Here is a 20,980-nt window from a genome sequence, read left to right as displayed (position 1 = left end):
TCTATTCGAACTTGGGAAGCAGTGCGTCCATCGGTGTGGAGGACGGCATCACGCGGTAGGTCTTCATGGTCTGGGTCATGGCCTTCTGGAAGGCCGACGCGGTAGCAGCAGACGATGTAACTCTAGTCGGCTCGTCGAGAGTGACCACGACGACGTACTGCGGGTCATCGACGGGAGCGAAGCCCACCATGCTCGTGTAGTACACGCCGGCCTTGTATCCGCCGTTGCCATCAGGGATCTGTGCGGTACCCGTCTTGCTGGTCACGCGATAGCCGGGAACCTGGATGCGCTCGGCGTTGCCGCCCTGGACGGCGACGTTCTCGAGCATCCGCGTCAGGTCGGCGGCGGTCTCGGGCTTGATGATCTGATCGTGCGCCGGAGCCTCGGGAGCGACCACCTCGCCGTCGGGCGTCGTGCAGGACTCGATCAGCGACAGGCCGATCTTCTCTCCGCCGTTCGCGATGGCCTGGTAGGCGCCGGCGAGCTGCGGGGCGGTGACGGTGAAGTACTGACCGAACGTGGTCGTGTACAGCGACTGGTTGTCCCACTCGCTCGTCGGGTGCAGCAGACCGGCTGCCTCGTCGGGGAAGTCGACAGTCCTGGTGCCGACGCCGAAGCGCTGCAGGTAGTCGTAACGCACATCGGGGCTCACCATGGTGCCGAACTTCGACAGCGCCACGTTCGAGGAGTCGATGAGGGCGCCGGCGAGGGTGTACTGGAACGTCGGGTGCACGAATGCGTCGTTGATCACCGCGCCGTTGTCGAACTTCTCCTTCGACGACGCCGACACCGTGGGGCTCGTCATCGTCACGCCGGCGTTCTCCATGATCGCCGCGGCGGTGACCGCCTTGAACGTGGAGCCGGGCTCGAACGGGTAGGTGAAGAGCTTGCTGCCCCACGTGTCGGACGACGATGCGTCCAGGTCGTTGGGGTCCATGGTCGGCCACTCCGCAGCCGCCCGGATCTTGCCGGTGGCCACCTCGACGACCGTCACCGTGCCGCCCTTGGCGCCCTGTGTCTGCGCCTCCTCGGCGATCATCTGCTGCATGTACCACTGCAGGTCGCTGTTGATCGTGAGCTGCACGGCACCGCCGTCGACGGCGTCGACCCTGCTCTCGCTGCCGGGGATGACCACGCCGTTCTTGCCGGTGCGGTACGACTCCTCACCGTCGGTCGGCGCGAGGCACTTCTCGTCCATCTTCTCGATGCCGGCCTGCGCCGTGCCCGCTCCGTCGAGGAATCCGAGGAGGTTTCCGGCGACCGCGCCGTTCGGGTAGACCCGGACCTCGCGCGGCTTCATCGTGAGGTACGACGAGATCTTGAGATCGCGCAGCTCGATGTACTTCTCGGTGCTGAGCCCCTTCACGAGCGGAAGGTACTGGGAGTCGGGGTTCGCGGCCAGCGCGGCGGCGACGTCGGCACGGAGCTTCTCGGCATCCAGCCCCATGATCTCGGCAATGCGGGTAGACGCTTCGGCCCACGGAAGCGCCGGCGGGTTCTTCTCGTCCTCTTCGAGGAGTCGGATCACCTGGGGGCTCAGCTGCGCGTCGTAGACGTTGACACTCTCGGCGAGCACCGCACCGTCTGCATCGGTGATGGACCCGCGCTGTCCGGGGATGGCAGTGCCCTTGGAGATGAACTCCAGCGACTGGGCGACGTGCTCGTCTGCCTTGACCACTTGGATGTCCACCAGGCGCACGACGAACGCCGCGAGGATCGACAGGATCACCGCCAGCGCGACGACCGTGCGTCGCCGGGGCGTCCGGGTGGCTCGTGTCGTCATGGACTCTCTCCGTCAGGTCGTGATGGTCGGTGGATCCGGCTAGCGGGTGCTGGGGCTCGGGAGCCCGTCGGTGATGGCCGGCGGCAACTCCTGGGCTGATTGCCCTGCCGTGCCGTCCGGCGTGGCGTCCGGCGTGGCGTCGTCCTCCGTGGAGGCGTTCACCGGCACGTCGTTCAACAGGGCGTTGCTCACCGCACCGGCGCCGTTCGGATCGATGGTGGATGCTCCGACCGCGCCTGTTCCCTGACCGAACACCGCACCGTCGCTGAGTCGCAGGTAGGCCGGCGAGCCGGCGACCACCATGCCGAGAGCTGCGGCTCCGGTCGCGAGGGACTGCGGCGAGCTCAGACCGGTCAGGTCCTCCTGCAGCGCGTTCGTGCGGAGGTCAAGCTCGTGCTGCTCGGACGAGAGACTCGCCAGCGTGAACGAGTCCTGGGTGATCGCGAGCGACAGCCCGATCTGCACGGCTCCGATCGCCAGCGCACCCGCGACGGCGATGAGCGCATAGGCGAGCTTCGGCTTGCGGCGGACCGGCGTGCCCGTGACGGGCTCGAGGCGGCGACGCGGCGCGCGCGTCGGCGTATCCGGCAGCGATCGAGGCCGGGGTGCCAGCGCATTCAGGCTCATGAGGTCTCCCGCACCTTCTCTGCCGCACGCAGTCGAACCGGGATCGCTCGGGGGTTCCTGGCGCGCTCGTCGTCATCGGCGAGCTCGGCGCCCTTGGTGATGATGCGGAAGCGGGGCGCGTGCTCTGGGAGCTCTACGGGCAGGCCCCGCGGAGTGGTCGACGCGGCACCTGCAGCGAACGCCTGCTTCACGAGTCGGTCCTCTAGCGACTGGTACGACATCACGACGATGCGTCCGCCGACCGCAAGTGCGTCCATGGCCGAGGGGATCGCGTCGGCGAGCACGTTGAGCTCGGCGTTCACCTCGATGCGCAGGGCCTGGAAGACTCGCTTGGCCGGGTGCCCTGCCCGCTGAGCCGCAGCAGGAGTGGCGGCCTGAAGGATCTCGACGAGTTCTCCCGAGCGGGTGATCGGCTGCTTCTCGCGTGCGGCGATGATGAACCGGGCATAACGGCCGGCCAGCTTCTCCTCGCCGTACCGCTCGAAGATGCGACGGAGGTTTCCTTCGCTGTAGGTCGCGATGACCTCTGCCGCGGTGACGCCCTTCGTCTGATCCATCCGCATGTCCAGCGGGGCATCCTTCGAGTAGGCGAAGCCGCGGTCGGCTTCGTCGAGCTGCAGGGACGAGACGCCGAGGTCGAAGAGGATGCCGGCCGCGCCCTGGGCGTGGAGCCCGATCTCGTCGTACACGGTGTGCACGAGCGTGACCCGGTCCTTGAAGCGGGCGAGCCGCTCCCCCGCGATGCGCAGCGCGTCGGTGTCGCGGTCGAGACCTACCAGACGGATGTTCGGGAAGCGCTCGAGCAGAGCCTCGGAGTGACCTCCCATGCCGAGCGTGGCATCGACTAGCACCGCTCCATCGGCCTGCAGGGCGGGAGCGAGCAGCTCGACGCAGCGATCGAGCAGTACGGGGGTGTGGATGTCGCGGAGGTTCATGATCTTTCTCGGGTGACCTCTGTATGTCGGAGACCAGGGCCCTGATCCCCCTCCGCTTCTCGACCCGGCACCGGGGAAGTGTGTCGGGGCAGGAGCGGCGGGGCATCACAGCCGTGGTCAGAACAGTCCCGGGATCACCTCCTGCTCGAGATCGGCATATGTCTCCTCGCCGGCTGCGAGGTAGGTGTTCCAGCTCTCGGCATCCCAGATCTCGGCGTGGGCGCCGACACCGGTGATGATGAGTTCCTTCTGCAGGCCCGCGTACTGACGAAGGTGCACGGGGATGGTGATGCGGTTCTGGCTGTCTGGCATCTCCGCACTCGCACCGGAGAGGAACAGGCGCATGAAGTCACGCGCCTGCTTGTTCGCGAGCGGCGCCTGACGGATCCGCTCGTGCATCGCCTCGAACTCGGCCGTACTGAAGACGTAGAGGCAGCGTTCCTGCCCACGCGTGACGACGATGCCGCCACCGAGGTCTTCGCGGAACTTCGCGGGAAGGATGACCCGTCCCTTGTCGTCCAACTTCGGAGAATGCGTTCCCAGCAACATCAGCCATCACCCCCTCTGCGTCCGGCCAACTCGAGGTGCGCCCCACTTTACTCCACTTTCCTCCACAAACCTACGGTCAATCCATGACCTGAGGGCCTGAGCGGGTGCAGGCACGCCGAAGCTCCGCATGATTACGCGGTGGAGAGAGGTGGAGGGCGGGTGGAGGAAGATGGAGCGCCAGGTGCGGACAGAGCCCGCTCGGCGCGCAGAGCCCGCCCTCGCCCGCCCTCGGGCCGAGAAACGACGAAGGCCCGGATGCTCAGAGCATCCGGGCCTTCGAGGAAGAGGAGGTGTGGGTCACTGACCGTCTTGGCGACGATCCCATCGGTCGTTCATGCGATCCATGAAGGATGCCGAGCTCTTCTGCTTGGGCGCCCGCTCACGAGGAACGGCGGAGAGCGGCCTGCGGACCGGGGTGACGGCGAGCATCACGCCGCCGAGCATGGCGGCGAATCCGACGACGCCGACCACGACACCCCACACGTCGCCGAGCACGACACCGACGATCAATCCGCCGACACCCGCGAGGAGCAGCAGGGCTCCGTACACGAGATTGCGGTAGCTGAGTGCGCGGTCACCTGACGGCGCACTCACGACGTCGGCGTCGTTGTGGAGGAGATGGCGTTCCATCTCGTCGAGCAGACGCTGCTCCTGTTCGGAGAGTGGCATTTCGTCCCCCTCGGGTATCGTCCATCCATTCTACGCGCGGTATGTCGGTCGGGGCTAGCCGTAAGGCCCCCGTTTGGCTTTACGTATGCTGGGAGTCGTGCCGTCCCCCACACTCGTCTCCGACGCCGTCGCCGCTCGCCTGCGGCTCTTCCTCGACCGGATGAGGGAGGAGTCGATCGACTACGGGCCGGACGCCATGGGCCTGCTCGACTCGGCGGCCGACACCCTCGTCGGAGGCAAGCGCCTGCGCGCACGCTTCTGCCATGCCGGGTGGCAGGCGGTCGCCCGCTTCAGGGATCGGGATGCCCAGGAATCGACCGCTCTCTGGGACGTCTGCGCGGCTCTGGAGATCTTCCAGTCGGCTGCCCTCGTGCACGACGACCTCATCGACAACTCCGATACGCGCCGCGGTCGTCCCGCGGCGCATCGAGCGCTCGAATCGACGCACCGTGAGGCCGGGTGGGTCGGCGACGCGGCGGCGTTCGGGCGATCTTCGGCGATCCTCCTCGGCGACCTGCTCGTGGCCTGGAGCGACGATCTGCTCGAGGATGCGATCGATCCACTGCCCCACGCCGCAGCCGTGCGCCGCGAATACGGTCGCATGCGCCGAGACGTGACGGTGGGTCAGTTCCTCGACATCGCCGAGGAGTCCGCCTGGAGCGTGCACGCGACCGACTCCCACGTCGAGCGCGCTCTCCGCGTCGTCTCGCTGAAGTCCGCGCGCTACAGCATCGAGCAGCCCCTGGTCCTCGGCGCGGCGATCGCCGGCGGTGCAGACGATCAGCTCGACGCCCTGCGCCGGTTCGGCCGCCCGGTGGGCATGGCGTTCCAGCTGCGCGACGACGTTCTGGGGGTCTACGGGGATGCCGCGGTGACGGGAAAGCCAGCGGGCGATGACCTGCGGGAGGGCAAGCGCACGGTCCTGGTGGCGCTCACCAGGGAGACCCTCGACACCTCGGCGCGCAATCTGTTCGACGAGATGCTCGGCGACCCTGACCTCACAGCCGAGCAGGTCGCGTTCCTCCAGGCGACCATCTCCGGTTCCGGGGCGCTCGATCGTGTCGAGCGCATGATCGACGTCTATGCGAAGGATGCCGACCGCGCGCTCTCTGGCGCACGTCTCGACAATGCGGCTGTGGGCGACCTGCGCGATCTCGCGCGTGCGGCGACCGTCCGGTCAGCCTGAACGCGGCTCCGAGCAGGCTCGCCGCTCCGATCTGGGTTCCGATCTGGCTCGCCGGTTCAGGCGAGCGTGCGGGCGACGCGGCGGACCGCACTCTTGTGACCCGCGAGGAGTGCGTCGATCGGCGAATGACCCAGCTCCTCCTCGGGGGCGAGCAGCCAGTCGATGACCTCGTCGTCGCTGAACCCGGCATCCTGCAGGACGATGATCGTTCCGCGCAGCGAGGACAGCGGCTGGCCGTCGACGATGAACACCGAGGGGACCGCGAAGACGCCGGAGCGACGCGACCCGATCAGGTAGTGCTCGTCGATGAGTCGACGCACACGGCCCAGGGCCTCGTCGAGGACCTCGACGAGATCGGGCATCGTCAGCCACTCGGTGGCGGTGACGCCGGGAGCGGTCACGCTGTTCTCGGACGCAGTCTCGGACTGCGAGGTTTCAGACGGCTTGCTTTCAGACGGAACAGACACGGTGCAACTATCTCATCTCTTCGCGGCCATCGCATTTCTGCCGCCCCATCGAGTCACTTTCGTCCCATTCGTCACAATGACATCTCCCGCCACTTCTGTTGACTTCCGTATACATACGTGTCAGCGTGGGCAGACGCCGAACAAGGGAGACCACCTTGAGAACGCATGCTGTCGCGCGCCGAACGCGCTATCTCCAGCTCGGAGTGCCCGCCGCGGTGCTGGGCACCCTGTCTGGCGCGATCGCCGTCGTGCCCGCATCCGCAGACGCTGCCACGCCGCCCATCGAGAGGCTCCAATCGAGCCCCACCCAGATCAAGACGGCAGAGGCGCCCCCCGCTGCATACACAGTGCAGCCCGGCGACACGATCTCGTCTATCGCGAACCGCTTCGGCCTTCGCACGGTCGATGTGCTCACGTGGAACGCCCTCACCTGGCGATCCGTCATCTACCCGGGGCAGACGCTGTCGCTCTCGGGAGCGTCCGCGCCCGTGGCACCCGCCGCTCCCCCGGCTGAAGCCCCCGCGACGGCGACCCACGTGGTCGCCGCGGGCGACACGGTTTTCGGCATCGCGCAGCGGTACGGCACGAGCGTCGACGCCGTGCTGGCGGCGAACAGCCTCACCCGAGCATCCGTCATCTACCCCGGCCAGCAGCTCGCGCTCTCGGGAACGTCGACGCCCGCACCGGTGGCCGTCGCCCCCGCGGCCCCAGCCCCGGTGGCGACCGGTGGGCAGACGCATGCCGTCGTCGCGGGCGACACGCTCTTCGGTATCGCTCAGCGATACGGCACGTCCGTGGCGCAGCTCTACGCGATGAACGGACTGAGCTCGGGCTCGATCATCTATCCCGGGCAGAGCATCGTCGTCGCCGGTGCCGCCGCGGTCACCGCACCGGCACCGGCGCCCGCCGCTGCGACCGCACCACCCGGCCAGCTGTTCGCGAATCTCGACGCGGAGCAGGCCGCAAACGCTCACCTGATCATCAGCGTCGGGCGGAATCTCGGAGTCTCCGATCGCGGGATCGCCATCGCCCTCGCGACCGCGATGGTCGAATCCAGCCTGCGGAACCTCTCGTGGGGAGACCGCGATTCACTGGGACTGTTCCAGCAGCGACCGAGCATGGGCTGGGGAACACCGGAGCAGGCGATCGACGCCGACCGAAGCACCCGCGTGTTCTTCGGCGGCGCATCGGACCCCAACGGGCAGGGCTCCCGGGGGCTTCTCGACATCACTGGCTGGGAGGGCATGCGATTCACGGATGCCGCGCAGGCGGTGCAGATCTCGGCCTATCCTGAGCGCTACGGCCAGTGGGAGACCCAGGCTTACCAGTGGCTCGGCCTTCACGGGTGACCCTCTTCCGGGCAAACCCGCAGGGTCCAGGGGCGAGCCGCTCCCCAAGCTTTCAGGCAGTTCTCCATAGAATCTTGACGTGACGACCAATCAGCAGGCCGACCCCCTCATCGGGCGGCTTGTCGACGGTCGGTATCGAGTACGCGCCCGCATCGCACGCGGCGGCATGGCCACCGTGTACGTGGCTACGGATCTCCGGCTCGAGCGACGCATCGCCCTGAAGGTCATGCATGCGCACCTGAGCGACGACTCGGCCTTCCAGAGCCGCTTCATCCAGGAGGCCCGTGCGGCCGCTCGACTGGCCGACCCGCACGTCGTGAACGTGTTCGACCAGGGTCAGGACGGCGAACTCGCCTACCTGGTGATGGAGTACCTCCCGGGTATCACGCTGCGCGAGCTCCTTCGCGAGCAGAAGCGCCTCACGATCCCCCAGACCATCACGATCATGGATGCTGTGCTCGCCGGACTCTCCGCCGCGCATCGCGCCGGGATCGTCCACCGCGACGTCAAGCCCGAGAACGTCCTGCTCGCCGAGGACGGACGCATCAAGATCGGCGACTTCGGGCTCGCGCGCGCGACGACCGCGAACACCGCCACCGGGCAGCAGCTTCTCGGGACGATCGCCTACCTCGCCCCCGAACTCGTGACCCGCGGCACCGCGGATGCCCGCAGCGACATCTACGCACTCGGCATCATGCTCTACGAGATGCTCGTCGGCGAGCAGCCCTACAAGGGCGAGCAGCCCATGCAGATCGCCTTCCAGCATGCGACCGAATCCGTGCCGCGCCCGAGTGTGCGCAACCCCGGGGTTCCCGAGCAGCTCGACGAGCTCGTGCTGTGGGCGACCGAGAAGTCGCCGGACGAACGCCCGGACGACGCCGGGCAGATGCTCGAGCGTCTGCGCGAGATCGAGCGGGGCCTCGGCATAGCCCCCGCCGTCGCTGCGGCGACCACCTCGCAGCGCTCTCAGGCCGATTCGGCCGAACTGACGAAGGTCATGCCGAACACGATGGTGATCGCCGACCCGACAGCCCCGGTTCCGGAAGCCGTCGACAACGCGACCCTCCTGCGTCGCCGGTCCTCGAGACGTCGCGCACGCGGAGCGTTCCTGCTGACCCTCGTTCTACTACTCGCCACCGTCGCCGGCGGCGTCGGCTGGTGGTTCGGGTCCGGGCCGGGCTCCCTCGTGGCTGTGCCGGGGGTGGCCGGGCTCTCATACGAGGCCGCAGCCGACGCGCTGACCGCAGAAGGATTCGTTCCTGTCCGTGGTGAGGAGAACTCCATCGATGTGGCGCGAGATCAGGCGATCCGCACCGATCCCGATGAAGGCGAGCGACTCGACAAGGGCACCGAGGTCACGGTCTACATATCCGTCGGCCCCGCTTCACATACGGCGGACGCTCTCAACGGCAAGACCGAGCAGGAGGCCCGCGACTACCTGTCGGGCATCAAGGTCAACACGACTGAGACGTCTCTGGTGCTGTTCTCCGATGCCGATGCCGGGCGGGTGATCAACGCCTTCGTCACCCCGCGCGACGGCGGCGAGGTCTATGCCTGCGCCGAGGGCTGCGAGCTGCTCGAAGACGACACGGTCGAGCTCTATGTCTCGGCCGGAGCCTTCCCCGACGTGGCCGGCATGTCCGTGGACCAGGCGACGAACACCCTCACCGAGAAGCAGCTCCTGGTCGCGGGCGACGTCCAGTCCGTGTTCAGCGAGTCGGTCGCGAAGGACCTCGTGATCGGAGTCGCCGATCGCGCCGAAGAAGGCAACTGGCGCCCCGGCGACACGGTCCAGCTCATCGTCTCGAAGGGTCCGGAGCTGTTCCCGGTTCCGGACGTCTCGGGGAAGACCCTCGTCGAGGCCAAGGGCATTCTCGAGAACGCCGGCTTCACCTCCAGCTACGCCGCATGGGGCGACCTGCCCGGATTCGCCGACCTGGCGCGCGTCACCGCCCAGGATCCCGGAGCCGACAAGCAGCTCCCCCGCGGCGGCAACGTCAAGCTCTCGATCCAGCTCAGCGGCTGACCCCCGGTCGCGCGTGCGGCTGACCCCCGGTCGCGCGTGCGGCTGCGGAGACGCGCGAGCGACTCCGGAACCACGAACCGCCCTCCCCGATCTCGGGAAGGGCGGTTCGTCTTTTCAGAATGCGGGATCAGCGCTTCTCGAGCTCCTCAGCCACGAGGAAGGCCAGTTCCAGCGACTGCATGTGGTTCAGACGCGGGTCGCAGAGGCTCTCGTAGCGAGTCGCGAGCGCTGCCTCGTCGATGTGCTCGGATCCGCCGAGGCACTCCGTGACGTCGTCACCGGTGAGCTCGACGTGGATGCCCCCGGGGAACGTGCCGGCAGCGCGGTGTGCCTCGAAGAAGCCGCGCACCTCGTCGACGACGTCGTCGAAGCGACGCGTCTTGTACCCCGTGGGCGTCGTGATGCCGTTGCCGTGCATCGGGTCGGTGACCCACAGCGGCTGCGCACCCGAATCGCGGACAGCCTCGAGCAGCGGCGGCAGAGCGTCGCGGATCTTGCCCGCTCCCATGCGCGTGATGAACGTCAGTCGTCCGGGCTCGCGGTTCGGGTCGAGCTTGTCGATCAGAGCCAGAGCCGTCTCGGGCGTCGTGGTCGGGCCGAGCTTGACGCCGATGGGGTTGCGGATCTTCGAGAAGTAGTCGATGTGCGCGCCGTCGAGCTCGCGCGTGCGCTCACCGATCCACAGGAAGTGCGCCGAGGTGTTGAACGGCGTGTCTGTGCGGGAGTCGATGCGGGTCATCGGGCGCTCGTAGTCCATCAGCAGACCCTCGTGCCCCGTGAAGAACTCCACGCGGGTGAGCTCGTCGAAGTCGGCGCCGGCCGCCTCCATGAACTTGATGGCCCGATCGATCTCGGCGGCCATGCGCTCGTAGCGCTGGTTCGCCGGGTTCTGGGCGAAGCCCTTGTTCCAGGAGTGCACCTCGCGGAGGTCGGCGAAGCCACCCTGCGTGAAGGCACGGATGAGGTTCAGCGTCGAGGCGGCGGTGTGGTAACCCTGGAGCAGTCGAGCCGGATCCGGACGACGCGATCCTTCGGTGAAGTCGTAGCCGTTGACGATGTCGCCGCGGTATGCGGGCAGAGTGACGTCGCCTCTGGTCTCGGTGTCGCTCGATCGCGGCTTGGCGAACTGCCCCGCCATACGCCCCATCTTCACGACCGGCATCGATGCCCCATAGGTCAGCACGACAGCCATCTGCAGAACGGTCTTGATCCGGTTGCGGATCTGATCGGCGGTCGCTCCGGCGAAGGTCTCGGCGCAGTCACCGCCCTGGAGCAGGAAGGCCTGCCCGGATGCCGCGCGTGCGAGACGGTCGCGCAGGTTGTCGACCTCGCCGGCGAACACCAGGGGCGGAAGCGTCGAGATCTGCGCGGAGACCTCGGATACGCGAGCGGCGTCGTGCCACTGAGGCTGCTGCTTGATCGGGAGCGAACGCCACGCATCAAGCGCGTCGATGTGGTGCTGGAGCATGACTCCAGCCTAGTGCTCGGCGCGAACCCGGGATGCCTCAGGAGCGCCGTGTGACGCGCACCGGGAGACGGTCCTTCACGGTCGACGCGTAGACGTCGTCGTACTGCTGCTCCCCCAGTCGCTGGAGCGCGACCATGATCTCGTCCGTGACCGACCGCAGTATGTAGCGGTCGTTCTCCATACCCGCGTAACGCGAGAAATCCAGGGGCTCGCCGACGACGATCCCGACGCGTGTGACCCGTGGCACCCTCTGACCGATCGGCATCGCGGTGTCGGTGTCGACCATGATGACCGGGATGACGGGAACCTTCGCTTCCATGGCCATCCGGGCGATGCCGGTGCGCCCCCGATAGAGCCGTCCATCCGGGCTGCGGGTGCCCTCCGGGTAGATGCCGAGCAGGTCACCTCTCCCGAGCACCTGGAGCCCGGTGTTCAGCGACGCCTCGGATGCCTTGCCTCCCGAGCGGTCGATCGGGATCTGGCCGGTGGCCTTCATGAAGAACTTCGTGGCCCACCCTTTGATCCCCCGCCCGGTGAAGTAGTCGCTCTTCGCGAGGAACGACATGGGGCGATCGATCATGAGCGGCAGGAAGATCGAATCCGCGAACGAGAGGTGGTTGCTGGCGAGGATCGCCGCGCCGTTCGCCGGGATGTTCGCACGCCCGACCACCCACGGTCGGAAGACGGCCTTGACGACGGGTCCGATCGCGACGTACTTCATGAGCCAGTAGAACATCGAGGTGAAGTCTAGCGCCGGGATCGGCATCCGCCAGAGCGTGCGCCCACTCTGTCGCGAAAGGCGACTGAGTCTCATGCCGGGTGCGACCCGGTGTCATGCCCTAGACTCGTGTGCAACCCAGTGCCCGACCGGTACCGAAGGAGCTGCCGTGGTCCAGTTTGAAGTCCCCGCCGTCGTCCCCGCCGATCCCGAAGCGAACATCGCCGACCTCCTGGCGAAGCGCGTCCAGGCCACTCCGGATCGCCCTCTCTTCGCTGTCCCCGACGGCACCGGATGGCGCGATATCACCGCAGCGGATTTCGAGACCGCCGTCATCGCGCTGGCCAAGGGCTTCGTCGCCGCGGGTATCCAGCCGGGCGAGAAGGTGGGCTTCCTCGCCCGCACCACCTACGACTGGACACTCGTCGACTTCGCACTCTTCTACGCCGGTGCCGTGATGGTCCCGATCTATGAGACCAGCTCGCCGTCGCAGATCCAGTGGATCCTCGAAGACTCCGGTGCCATCGCACTCGTGGTCGAGTCCCCCGAGCACTTCGCGCGGGTCGACGAGGTCCGTGGCGACCTCCCGCTGCTCCGCGAAGTCTGGCAGCTTCACCTCGGCGCCATCGACGCACTCACGGCGCAGGGCGCATCCGTTCCGGACGCCGAGATCGAGCGACTCCGCAACATCGCCGTCGGCTCCGACATCGCCACCCTCATCTACACCTCGGGGTCGACCGGTCGCCCCAAGGGGTGCGTGCTCACTCACAGCAACTTCGTCGAGCTCTGCCGCAACTCCGCCAAAGCGCTGGATGCCGTGGTGCAGACTCCCGGTTCTTCGACGCTGCTGTTCATCACGACCGCGCACGTCTTCGCGCGGTTCATCTCGATCCTGAACATCCATGCGGGCGTCCGCACCGGACATCAGCCCGACACCCGTCAGCTGCTGCCGGCGCTCGGCTCCTTCAAGCCGACCTTCCTCCTCGCGGTGCCCCGCGTATTCGAGAAGGTCTACAACTCGGCCGAGCAGAAGGCCGAGGCCGGAGGCAAGGGCAAGATCTTCCGGGCAGCGGCCGATGTCGCGATCCAGCACTCCAAGCTGGTCGAAGAGGGAAAGAGCGTCCCGTTCGGGACCCGGCTCAAGTTCGCGCTTTTCAACAAGCTGGTCTACAGCAAGCTGCGCGAGGCGATGGGCGGCAGGATCGTCTACGCCGTCTCGGGCTCCGCTCCGCTCGGCTCTCGACTCGGTCATTTCTTCCACAGCCTCGGCGTCGTGATCCTCGAGGGCTACGGCCTCACCGAGACCACGGCCCCCGCGACCGTGAACCTCGCCGACAAATCGAAGATCGGCACCGTCGGCCCCGCTCTCCCCGGCGTGGGCGTGCGTCTCGCCGACGATGGCGAGATCGAGGTGCGGGGTATCAACGTGTTCAAGGAGTACTGGAACAACCCCGAAGCCACCGCCGAGGCATTCAGCGAAGGCGGCTGGTTCCACACCGGCGACATCGGCAGCTTCGACTCCGAGGGCTTCCTCACGATCACCGGTCGTAAGAAGGAGATCATCGTCACGGCAGGCGGCAAGAACGTCGCACCTGCCGCGCTCGAAGACCCGATCCGCGCGAATCCGATCATCGGCCAGGTCGTCGTGGTCGGCGACCAGCGCCCGTTCATCTCGGCGCTCGTCACGCTCGACTCCGAGATGCTGCCGACGTGGCTCTCGAATGCCGGACTCGACAAGGACATGTCCCTCGCGGTCGCCGCGAAGAACGATGCGGTGCGCGCCGAGATCCAGAAGGCGGTGGATGCCGCCAACGCCCGTGTGTCCCGCGCCGAGTCGATCCGCAAGTTCACGATCCTCGACAGCGAGTGGACCGAGGCGTCCGGACACCTCACGCCCAAGCTCTCGATCAAGCGGAACGTGATCATGAGCGACTTCGCCGACGAGATCGCCGCCATCTACGACGAGCCCGTCTCGACGACCAACGTCGCCATCGGCGGCTGAGGCGAACGGAGAATGAGAAAGGGCCCCGCTCCGGCGGGGCCCTTTCTCGTCTTCACCGACCGGTCAGAACCAGTCGCTCTCGCGCACCTCGCGCATCGCGCGCTTGCGCGTCTCGGCATCCAGTCGCGTGAGGTAGAGCTTGCCGTCGAGGTGATCCGTCTCGTGCTGGAGCGCCTGCGCCAGCAGGCCATCGCCTTCGAGCACCACCGGTTCGCCGTCGAGGTCGATCCCCTCGACCCGGGCCCACGGATGACGCATAGCATCGTGCCAGAGCCCGGGGACCGACAGGCATCCCTCGCCCGTCGGCACGGGCTCTCCGCGCACCTCGGTCAGGACCGGATTGAGCACATAGCCGATGTCACCGTCGATGTTGTAGCTGAAGGCCCGAACGGCGACACCGATCTGGGGAGCGGCGACGCCCGCACGTCCCGGCACCTCCACGGTGTCGATCAGATCCGTCACCAGGGCCCGTACTCCGTCGTCGATCACGTCGATCGGGCTGCACACGGCACGAAGCACGGGGTCTCCGAAGACCCGGATCTCGCGAACCGCCATCAGGCGCCCTTCGCCCGGATGCCCTCGACGAGCAGCGCAGCGAGCTCTCGCGCCGCCACGCGTGTCTCGGGCTGGAGGTTCGCGAACACGATTGTTCCGCCTCCGGCGATCTGCGCGTCGTAGGGCATCCGCACCACGTTCTTCGCGCGCGTGCGGAAGTGCGCCTCGAGTTCGTTGAGGCGCACGAGGGGCGCACCGGGCGTCGACTGGTTCAGCACCACGACCGCATCGCGCGCCTGCTCGGCGTAGCCGTTGCTCTCGAGCCAGGTGAGGGTCTCGGACGCGAGGCGCGCCTCATCGACGCTGAGCCCCGACACGATCACAAGCTGATCGGCGAGGTCGAGTGTGGCTGACATCACCGAATGGACGATGCCCGTCCCCGTGTCCGTCAGGACCAGCGAGTAGTAGTGGGCGGCGACGCCGGCGACATCGCGGTAGTCGCGGTCGCTGAAGGCCTCCGCGATGCGGGGGTCGGAATCGGAGGCGAGAACGTCGAGTCGGGTCGCATCGCGAGCGACGATCGCGGAGATGTCGTGATAGCCCCTCACCTCGTCGTGGATGCGCACGAGATCACGCACCGTCTTGTTGTGATGAGGGCGCACGACGCGTTCTGCGAGTGTGCCGCGATCGGGATTCGCGTCGACCGCGATCACTCGATCATCTCGTGCATCCGCGAGTGCCATACCGAGCAGCGCGGTGATCGTCGTCTTTCCGACGCCGCCCTTGCGCGACAGCACGGGAATGAATCGAGCACCCCCGACGATCGGAGCGGCGATCCTCGCGCTCAGCGCCTTGCGCTGGCGCGCGCGCTTTCCGTCGCCGATGTTGATGCGTCGGCCGGAGATCGTATAGAGGAAGTGACTCCAGGCACCTTCCGGTTCCGGCTTGGTGAGTCGATGTGGATCGAGCAGCCGATCCGCCGTGAGGAGGTCTGCGCTCTCACGTGACGAGTCGCCGAGGTCGTCCAGGCGCTTCGACGCGAGCTGCACCTCCGCGCGCCCGGCACGGGTGGCCTGTGCGGGGGCCGACGCCTTCTTGGGTTGTTCCACTGGCTGGCTCTCCTTCTTGGCGAGTGATGCCGCGGCCGCCGATCGGCGCGAGCCGCGCCCGGCGTCGAGGTCGGCGCGCGCCCTCGCGATGAATGCCGCGGCAGCCGCGGCCTCCTGGGCGACCACGTCGGCGCCCGTGGAGTCCGCCGGGGCGGTCGACGCGACTGGCGTCGATGCAAGGGAATCGCGCACGGTCGCGCGCTCACGAGTGATCCGGGGCTCGGGTTCGAGTTCGGGTTCGGGTTCGAGTTCGGGTGCAGTCTCGGGCTCGGGCTCGGGCTCGGGCTCGGGCTCGGGTTCGGGTTCGGGTTCGGGTTCGGGTTCGGGTTCGGGTGCAGTCTCCGGCTCCGGGGTGGGCTCCAGCTCGGGTTCAGACACCACATCGAGCTCAGCATCTGTCTCAGAGACGGACTCGGTCTCCGAATCCGTCTCCTCCGCTGGAGCGGGATCGACCAGGGAATCGACAGCGGGATCGGCCTCGGAGATGTCCGTGGCCGACTCAGCCTCGAGATGCGCCTCGGGTGACGGCACGATCGCGACGTCATCAGCGTGTTCGATCTCCGGCTCAGGCTCAGGCTCAGGCTCGATGTCATCGTCATCGTCGACGTCGACGTTCGGCACAGCCGCTGTGTCGGCTTCAGGCGCTGTGTCGGCTTCAGGCGCTGTGTCGGCTTCAGGCGCGGCCGAGCGACCGGGCCGAGCAGCAACAGCTGGCTCGTCCTCGTCGTCCTCGTCAGCATCAGCATCAGCATCAGCATCAGCATCAGCATCAGCATCAGCATCAGCATCAGCATCAGCATCAGCATCAGCATCAGCATCAGCATCAGCATCAGCATCAGCATCAGCATCAGCATCAGCATCAGCATCAGCATCGGACTCTGCCGCCGCACCCGCAGGTTCCGCGGGAAGCTCGATGATCATCGGGGCAGATCCCAGCACCGGCGGCGATACCTCGGCGGCCGCGATCTCAGCTGCCGCCTTGGCAGCGGCCACGGGCTCGTCGATGATCAGATCAGCGACGACCTCACCGTCGACGACGCTGTCGTCTTCGAGGTCGTCATCGTCGTCCTTCGGGAGGATGACGCTCACCTGAGCGGTGTTGCCGAGGATGCCGATGCCCGAGGTGTCCAGGGATGCGGCGTCGTCGAGCACCCCTCTGGACTCCTCGTCCGGCGTATCTGCCACGTTCTTCGGGGTCACGTTGTCGCTCCAAGCTTGTGCGGGCCTCGGGTGCGCTGCGTCGAGCGCGGCCTCGCCCGCACAAGATTAGTGCGCCGGGCTGATGACGACCAAAAGATCTCCTGCTTCGACCTGCTGCGTCGTCCCGATGGCGAGGCGTTCGATCACGCCGTCGACGGAGGCGGTGATGGCCGCCTCCATCTTCATCGCTTCGATGGATGCGACCGGTTCGCCGGCCCTTACCGCGGTGCCGACCTCGACCTTGAGCGTCACGACACCGGAGAACGGCGCAGCCACGTGCCCCGCGACCGAGGTGTCGGCTTTCTCGATCTCGTGGGTGTCGACGGCCACCGCCCTGTCCCTCACGAAAACCGGTCGCAGCTGACCGTTGAGGGTGGTCATCACTGTGCGCATGCCCTTGTCGTCCGCGTCGCCGATGGCCTCGAGACCGACGAACAGCTGCACTCCCCGGTCGATCTCGACCAGGTGCTCCTGCCCCTGCACGAGTCCGTAGAGGTAGTCGCTGGTGTCGAGCACCGAGAGATCGCCGAACTGTTCCCTCATCTGAGTGAATTCGCGCATCGGAGCCGGGAACAGCAGGGTGTTCAGACGAGCGCGACGGCTTGCGCTGTCGCCCGCGAGTGCGGCTTCGTCGTCCGCCGAGATCTCGGTGAGTCCGGTGCGCACCGACCGACCTGCCAGCACCTTGGTACGGAAGGGCTCTGGCCAGCCGCCGGGAAGATCTCCGAGCTCGCCGGCCATGAATCCGACGACGGAATCCGGCACGTCGTACTTCTCGGGGTTCGCCTCGAAGTCTGCGGGGTCTGCCTTGACCGCCGCGAGGTGCAGCGCCAGGTCCCCGACGACCTTCGACGACGGAGTCACCTTGGGAACGCGTCCGAGGATGCGGTCGGCGGCGGCGTACATGTCCTCGATGAGCTCGAAGTCGTCTGCGAGGCCCAGCGCCTTCGCCTGCTGCCGGAGGTTGGAGAGCTGGCCGCCCGGGATCTCGTGGCGGTAGACGCGCCCCGTGGGTCCGGGCAGACCGGACTCGAACGGCGCGTAGACCCGACGGACTGCCTCCCAGTACGGTTCGAGATCCGAGACGCTGCCGAGATCGATGCCGCTGTCGCGGTCGGTGTGCGCGAGCGCCGCGACGAGCGACGAGAGCGACGGCTGACTCGTCGTGCCGGCGAGCGGTGCGGATGCCGCATCCACCGCATCCACGCCCGCAGCGCTGGCGGCCAGAAGAGTCGCGAGCTGTCCGCCCGGGGTGTCGTGCGTGTGGAGGTGGACGGGGAGGTCGAAGCGCTCTCGCAGTGCTGCGACGAGCTTCGCCGCTGCGGCGGGGCGCAGCAGTCCTGCCATGTCCTTGATGGCGATGATGTGGGCGCCGGCTGCGACGATCTGGTCCGCGAGGGTCAGATAGTAGTCCAGCGTGTAGAGGTCCTCGGCGGGGTTGAGAAGGTCTCCGGTGTAGCAGAGCGCCACCTCGGCGACCGCTGTGCCGGTGTTCCGGACGGCTTCGATCGCCGGGCGCATCTGCTCGACGTCGTTCAGCGCGTCGAAGATCCGGAAGATGTCGACGCCGCTGGCTGCCGCCTCCTGCACGAATGCCTCCGTCACGGCTGTCGGGTACGGCGTGTACCCCACAGTGTTGCGTCCCCGGAGCAGCATCTGGATCGCGACGTTCGGCAGTGCCGCACGGAGCTTGTCGAGGCGCTCCCACGGGTCTTCCCCGAGGAACCGCAGCGCGACATCGTAGGTCGCGCCGCCCCAGGCCTCGACCGAGAGCAGTCCGGGCGTCATCCTGGCGATGTGCGGGGCGACGGCGACGAGGTCCCGCGTGCGCACTCGAGTGGCGAGCAGCGACTGGTGCGCGTCGCGGAACGTCGTGTCGGTGATGGCGAGAGCACTCTGCTCGCGCAGGCTTCTCGCGAATCCCTCGGGGCCGAGTTCGAGGAGCCTCTGGCGCGACCCCGCGGCCGGCTCGACGGAGAGGTCGAGCGCCGGCAGCTTGGTCCGCGGGTCGAGCGACCCCGGGTGCGTGCCATGCGGCTTGTTGACCGTGACGTCGACCAGCCAGTTGAGGATCCTCGTGCCGCGGTCCTTCGACTCGCGCCCTCGGAGCAGATCAGGGCGCTCGTCGATGAACGAGGTGCTCACGTCGCCGGCGATGAACGCGTCATCGTCCAGCAGCGCCTGCAGGAAGGGGATGTTCGTCGAGACGCCGCGGATGCGGAACTCCGCCAGCGCACGCCGCGCGCGGGCGACGGCCGCCGGGAAGTCCCGACCGCGGCAGGTCAGCTTCGCCAGCATCGAATCGAAGTGCGGGCTGATCTGCGCGCCCTGGTGGACTGTGCCGCCGTCGAGGCGGATGCCGGCTCCACCGGGCGAGCGGTAAGTCGTGATCTTCCCTGTGTCGGGTCGGAACCCCTGCGTAGGGTCTTCGGTCGTGATGCGGCATTGCAGAGCGGCGCCCCGCACGTGCAGGTTCTTCTGTTCGAGTCCCAGCTCTGCGAGCGTCTGACCGGCGGCGATGCGCATCTGGCTCTGCACGAGGTCCACGTCGGTGACCTCTTCCGTGACCGTGTGCTCGACCTGGATGCGCGGATTCATCTCGATGAAGACGACCTCGCCGGTGCGCTCCCCCGCCGTCTCGAGAAGGAACTCCACCGTCCCGGCATTCTCATATCCGATCGAGCGGGCGAATGCGACGGCGTAACCGTGGAGTGCCGTGCGGATGCTGTCGTCGAGGTTCGGGGCCGGTGCGATCTCGACCACCTTCTGGTGGCGACGCTGCACCGAGCAGTCGCGCTCGAACAGATGAACGGTCTCACCGGACTTGTCGGCGAGGATCTGCACCTCGATGTGGCGAGGACGCAGCACGGCCTGCTCGAGGAACATCCTCGGGTCGCCGAACGCGCTCTCGGCCTCACGCATCGCCTCGGCGAGTGCGGGGGCCAGCTCCGCCGCCGACTCGACCCGACGCATGCCGCGTCCGCCACCGCCGGCGACGGCCTTTGCGAACAGGGGGAACCCGATCTCTGCCGCCTGAGCCACGAGCGCCTCGACGTCGTCAGATGCCTCGGTCGACCGGAGCACGGGGACACCGGCCTCGATCGCGTGACGTTTGGCCTCGACCTTGTTGCCCGCCATCTCGAGCACCTTCGCCGGCGGGCCGATGAAGGTGATGCCGTTCGCGGCTGCCTTCTCCGCCAGCTCCGGGTTCTCTGAGAGGAACCCATAGCCCGGGTAGATCGCGTCCGCCCCCGCATCCTTCGCGACGCGGATGATCTCATCGACATCGAGGTACGCGCGGACCGGATGGCCCCGCTCGCCGATCTCGTACGCCTCATCGGCCTTGAGCCGATGGACCGACCCACGGTCTTCATGAGGGAAGACGGCGACGGTCCTGGCTCCGACCTCGAATGCCGCACGGAAGGCACGGATCGCGATCTCGCCGCGGTTCGCCACAAGGATCTTCTGGAACATGCACACCTCTGGGGGCTCGATGCACGCCTGAATCGTCGCGCATGGGGCGGGGCTGAGTGTGCACCCAGCCTAGGGGAAGGTAACGTGGTGTTCGTGCACGTACTCAGCGTCAGCTCTCTCAAGGGAGGCGTCGGCAAGACGACCGTGACCCTCGGCTTGGCCTCAGCGGCCTTCGCCCGTGGTGTCCGAACGCTCGTCGTCGACCTCGACCCGCAGTCCGATGTGTCCACCGGGATGGACATCCAGGTGGCAGGTCGGCTCAACATCGCCGATGTCCTGGCGAACCCGAAGGAGAAGGTCGTCCGTCAGGCGATCACCTCCAGCGGCTGGGCGAAGGTGCACCCCGGAACCATCGACGTGCTGATCGGAAGCCCCTCCGCGATCAACTTCGACGGACCGCACCCGAGCGTGCGCGACGTCTGGAAGCTCGAAGAGGCGCTGGCTGCCGTCGAGGCGGACTACGACCTGGTGCTCATCGACTGCGCGCCCTCGCTGAACGCCCTCACCCGCACGGCCTGGGCCGCGAGCGACCGCGTGATGGTCGTCACCGAGCCCGGCCTCTTCTCCGTCGCCGCCGCCGACCGTGCTCTCCGCGCGATCGAGGAGATCCGTCGAGGTCTCTCCCCTCGCCTTCAGCCGCTCGGCATCGTGGTCAACCGCGTCCGTCCTCAGTCGATCGAGCACCAGTTCCGCATCAAGGAGCTGCGCGACATGTTCGGTCCGCTCGTCCTCTCCCCTCAGCTGCCCGAGCGCACTTCGCTGCAGCAGGCACAGGGTGCGGCCAAGCCGCTCCACATCTGGCCGGGCGACTCGGCTCAGGAGCTCGCCTCGGACTTCGACCAGCTGCTCGACCGGATCATCCGCACGGGGCGCATCCAGGTCGCGGAAACGGGCGCTCAGGCCTGACCGACCGCAGACAGCAG

16 protein-coding genes are annotated in these 20,980 nt (G+C 67.4%); 5 read left to right on the top strand and 11 right to left on the bottom strand.

Annotation, left to right across the window (positions count from 1 at the left end; translation table 11 throughout):
* Position 1 precedes the first annotated feature (1 nt).
* The 5 genes from ASF63_RS16195 to ASF63_RS16175 form a co-directional block, all read right to left on the bottom strand.
* On the bottom strand, positions 2–1,783 hold the full coding sequence (locus ASF63_RS16195) for a peptidoglycan D,D-transpeptidase FtsI family protein (RefSeq protein ID WP_056516469.1): 1,782 nt from the start codon (positions 1,781–1,783) through the stop codon (positions 2–4).
* A gap of 39 nt (positions 1,784–1,822) precedes the next feature.
* The gene (locus tag ASF63_RS16190; RefSeq protein ID WP_056516466.1) at positions 1,823–2,410 is read right to left on the bottom strand and encodes a hypothetical protein; all 588 of its coding nucleotides are present in this window, start codon (positions 2,408–2,410) and stop codon (positions 1,823–1,825) included.
* Positions 2,407–3,345, bottom strand: coding sequence for a 16S rRNA (cytosine(1402)-N(4))-methyltransferase RsmH (gene rsmH / locus ASF63_RS16185; protein WP_056516463.1), 939 nt, complete (start codon positions 3,343–3,345; stop codon positions 2,407–2,409). The genes ASF63_RS16190 and rsmH overlap by 4 nt, the downstream gene beginning before the upstream one ends.
* Positions 3,346–3,462: 117 nt before the next feature.
* A complete protein-coding gene (gene mraZ / locus ASF63_RS16180; RefSeq protein WP_056516460.1) occupies positions 3,463–3,894 on the bottom strand; it encodes a division/cell wall cluster transcriptional repressor MraZ in 432 nt (143 codons plus the stop codon).
* A gap of 297 nt (positions 3,895–4,191) precedes the next feature.
* Positions 4,192–4,563 (bottom strand): DUF3040 domain-containing protein, encoded by a 372-nt coding sequence (locus ASF63_RS16175; RefSeq protein WP_056516456.1) that lies wholly within the window; start codon positions 4,561–4,563, stop codon positions 4,192–4,194.
* 85 nt (positions 4,564–4,648) lie between these two features.
* Here ASF63_RS16175 and ASF63_RS16170 point away from each other — a divergent pair, with 85 nt between their 5' ends.
* Positions 4,649–5,749 (top strand): polyprenyl synthetase family protein, encoded by a 1,101-nt coding sequence (locus ASF63_RS16170; RefSeq protein ID WP_056516455.1) that lies wholly within the window; start codon positions 4,649–4,651, stop codon positions 5,747–5,749.
* 56 nt (positions 5,750–5,805) lie between these two features.
* On the opposite strand, the gene ASF63_RS16165 is transcribed toward ASF63_RS16170, so the two are convergent.
* Positions 5,806–6,150, bottom strand: coding sequence for an Rv2175c family DNA-binding protein (locus ASF63_RS16165; protein ID WP_414843770.1), 345 nt, complete (start codon positions 6,148–6,150; stop codon positions 5,806–5,808).
* 221 nt (positions 6,151–6,371) lie between these two features.
* Here ASF63_RS16165 and ASF63_RS16160 point away from each other — a divergent pair, with 221 nt between their 5' ends.
* Both ASF63_RS16160 and pknB read left to right on the top strand, forming a co-directional pair.
* A complete protein-coding gene (locus ASF63_RS16160; RefSeq protein WP_235560838.1) occupies positions 6,372–7,565 on the top strand; it encodes a LysM peptidoglycan-binding domain-containing protein in 1,194 nt (397 codons plus the stop codon).
* A 79-nt stretch (positions 7,566–7,644) separates the two neighbouring features.
* The gene (pknB, locus tag ASF63_RS16155) at positions 7,645–9,591 is read left to right on the top strand and encodes a Stk1 family PASTA domain-containing Ser/Thr kinase (RefSeq protein ID WP_056516452.1); all 1,947 of its coding nucleotides are present in this window, start codon (positions 7,645–7,647) and stop codon (positions 9,589–9,591) included.
* 127 nt (positions 9,592–9,718) lie between these two features.
* Here pknB and ASF63_RS16150 read toward each other — a convergent pair whose 3' ends face one another.
* Complete coding sequence (locus ASF63_RS16150) at positions 9,719–11,059, bottom strand: class II 3-deoxy-7-phosphoheptulonate synthase (protein ID WP_056516449.1); 1,341 nt, start codon at positions 11,057–11,059, stop codon at positions 9,719–9,721.
* 37 nt (positions 11,060–11,096) lie between these two features.
* Positions 11,097–11,795 (bottom strand): lysophospholipid acyltransferase family protein, encoded by a 699-nt coding sequence (locus ASF63_RS16145; protein ID WP_056517303.1) that lies wholly within the window; start codon positions 11,793–11,795, stop codon positions 11,097–11,099.
* Positions 11,796–11,946: 151 nt separating this feature from the next.
* Here ASF63_RS16145 and ASF63_RS16140 point away from each other — a divergent pair, with 151 nt between their 5' ends.
* The gene (locus ASF63_RS16140) at positions 11,947–13,779 is read left to right on the top strand and encodes an AMP-dependent synthetase/ligase (RefSeq protein WP_056516446.1); all 1,833 of its coding nucleotides are present in this window, start codon (positions 11,947–11,949) and stop codon (positions 13,777–13,779) included.
* A gap of 63 nt (positions 13,780–13,842) precedes the next feature.
* Here the strand turns inward: ASF63_RS16140 and def are convergent, their stop codons facing one another.
* From def to ASF63_RS16125, 3 genes are all read right to left on the bottom strand, one after another.
* A complete protein-coding gene (gene def / locus ASF63_RS16135) occupies positions 13,843–14,334 on the bottom strand; it encodes a peptide deformylase (protein WP_056516443.1) in 492 nt (163 codons plus the stop codon).
* Positions 14,334–16,583 (bottom strand): MinD/ParA family protein, encoded by a 2,250-nt coding sequence (locus ASF63_RS19380; protein WP_235560837.1) that lies wholly within the window; start codon positions 16,581–16,583, stop codon positions 14,334–14,336. Before ASF63_RS19380 ends, def begins: the two co-directional genes overlap by 1 nt.
* Positions 16,584–16,649: 66 nt before the next feature.
* A complete protein-coding gene (locus tag ASF63_RS16125) occupies positions 16,650–20,057 on the bottom strand; it encodes a pyruvate carboxylase (protein ID WP_056516439.1) in 3,408 nt (1,135 codons plus the stop codon).
* 93 nt (positions 20,058–20,150) lie between these two features.
* Here ASF63_RS16125 and ASF63_RS16120 point away from each other — a divergent pair, with 93 nt between their 5' ends.
* Positions 20,151–20,963: a ParA family protein gene (locus tag ASF63_RS16120; RefSeq protein WP_056517297.1), complete on the top strand. Its 813-nt coding sequence runs from the start codon at positions 20,151–20,153 to the stop codon at positions 20,961–20,963.
* The last annotated feature ends 17 nt before the right edge of the window (positions 20,964–20,980 follow it).

The sequence above is a fragment of the Microbacterium sp. Leaf320 genome, assembly GCF_001423485.1.
GTDB lineage: Bacteria > Actinomycetota > Actinomycetes > Actinomycetales > Microbacteriaceae > Microbacterium.
The sequence above is the reverse complement of the archived record's forward strand: the minus strand, read 5'-3'. Positions and strand labels throughout refer to the sequence as shown.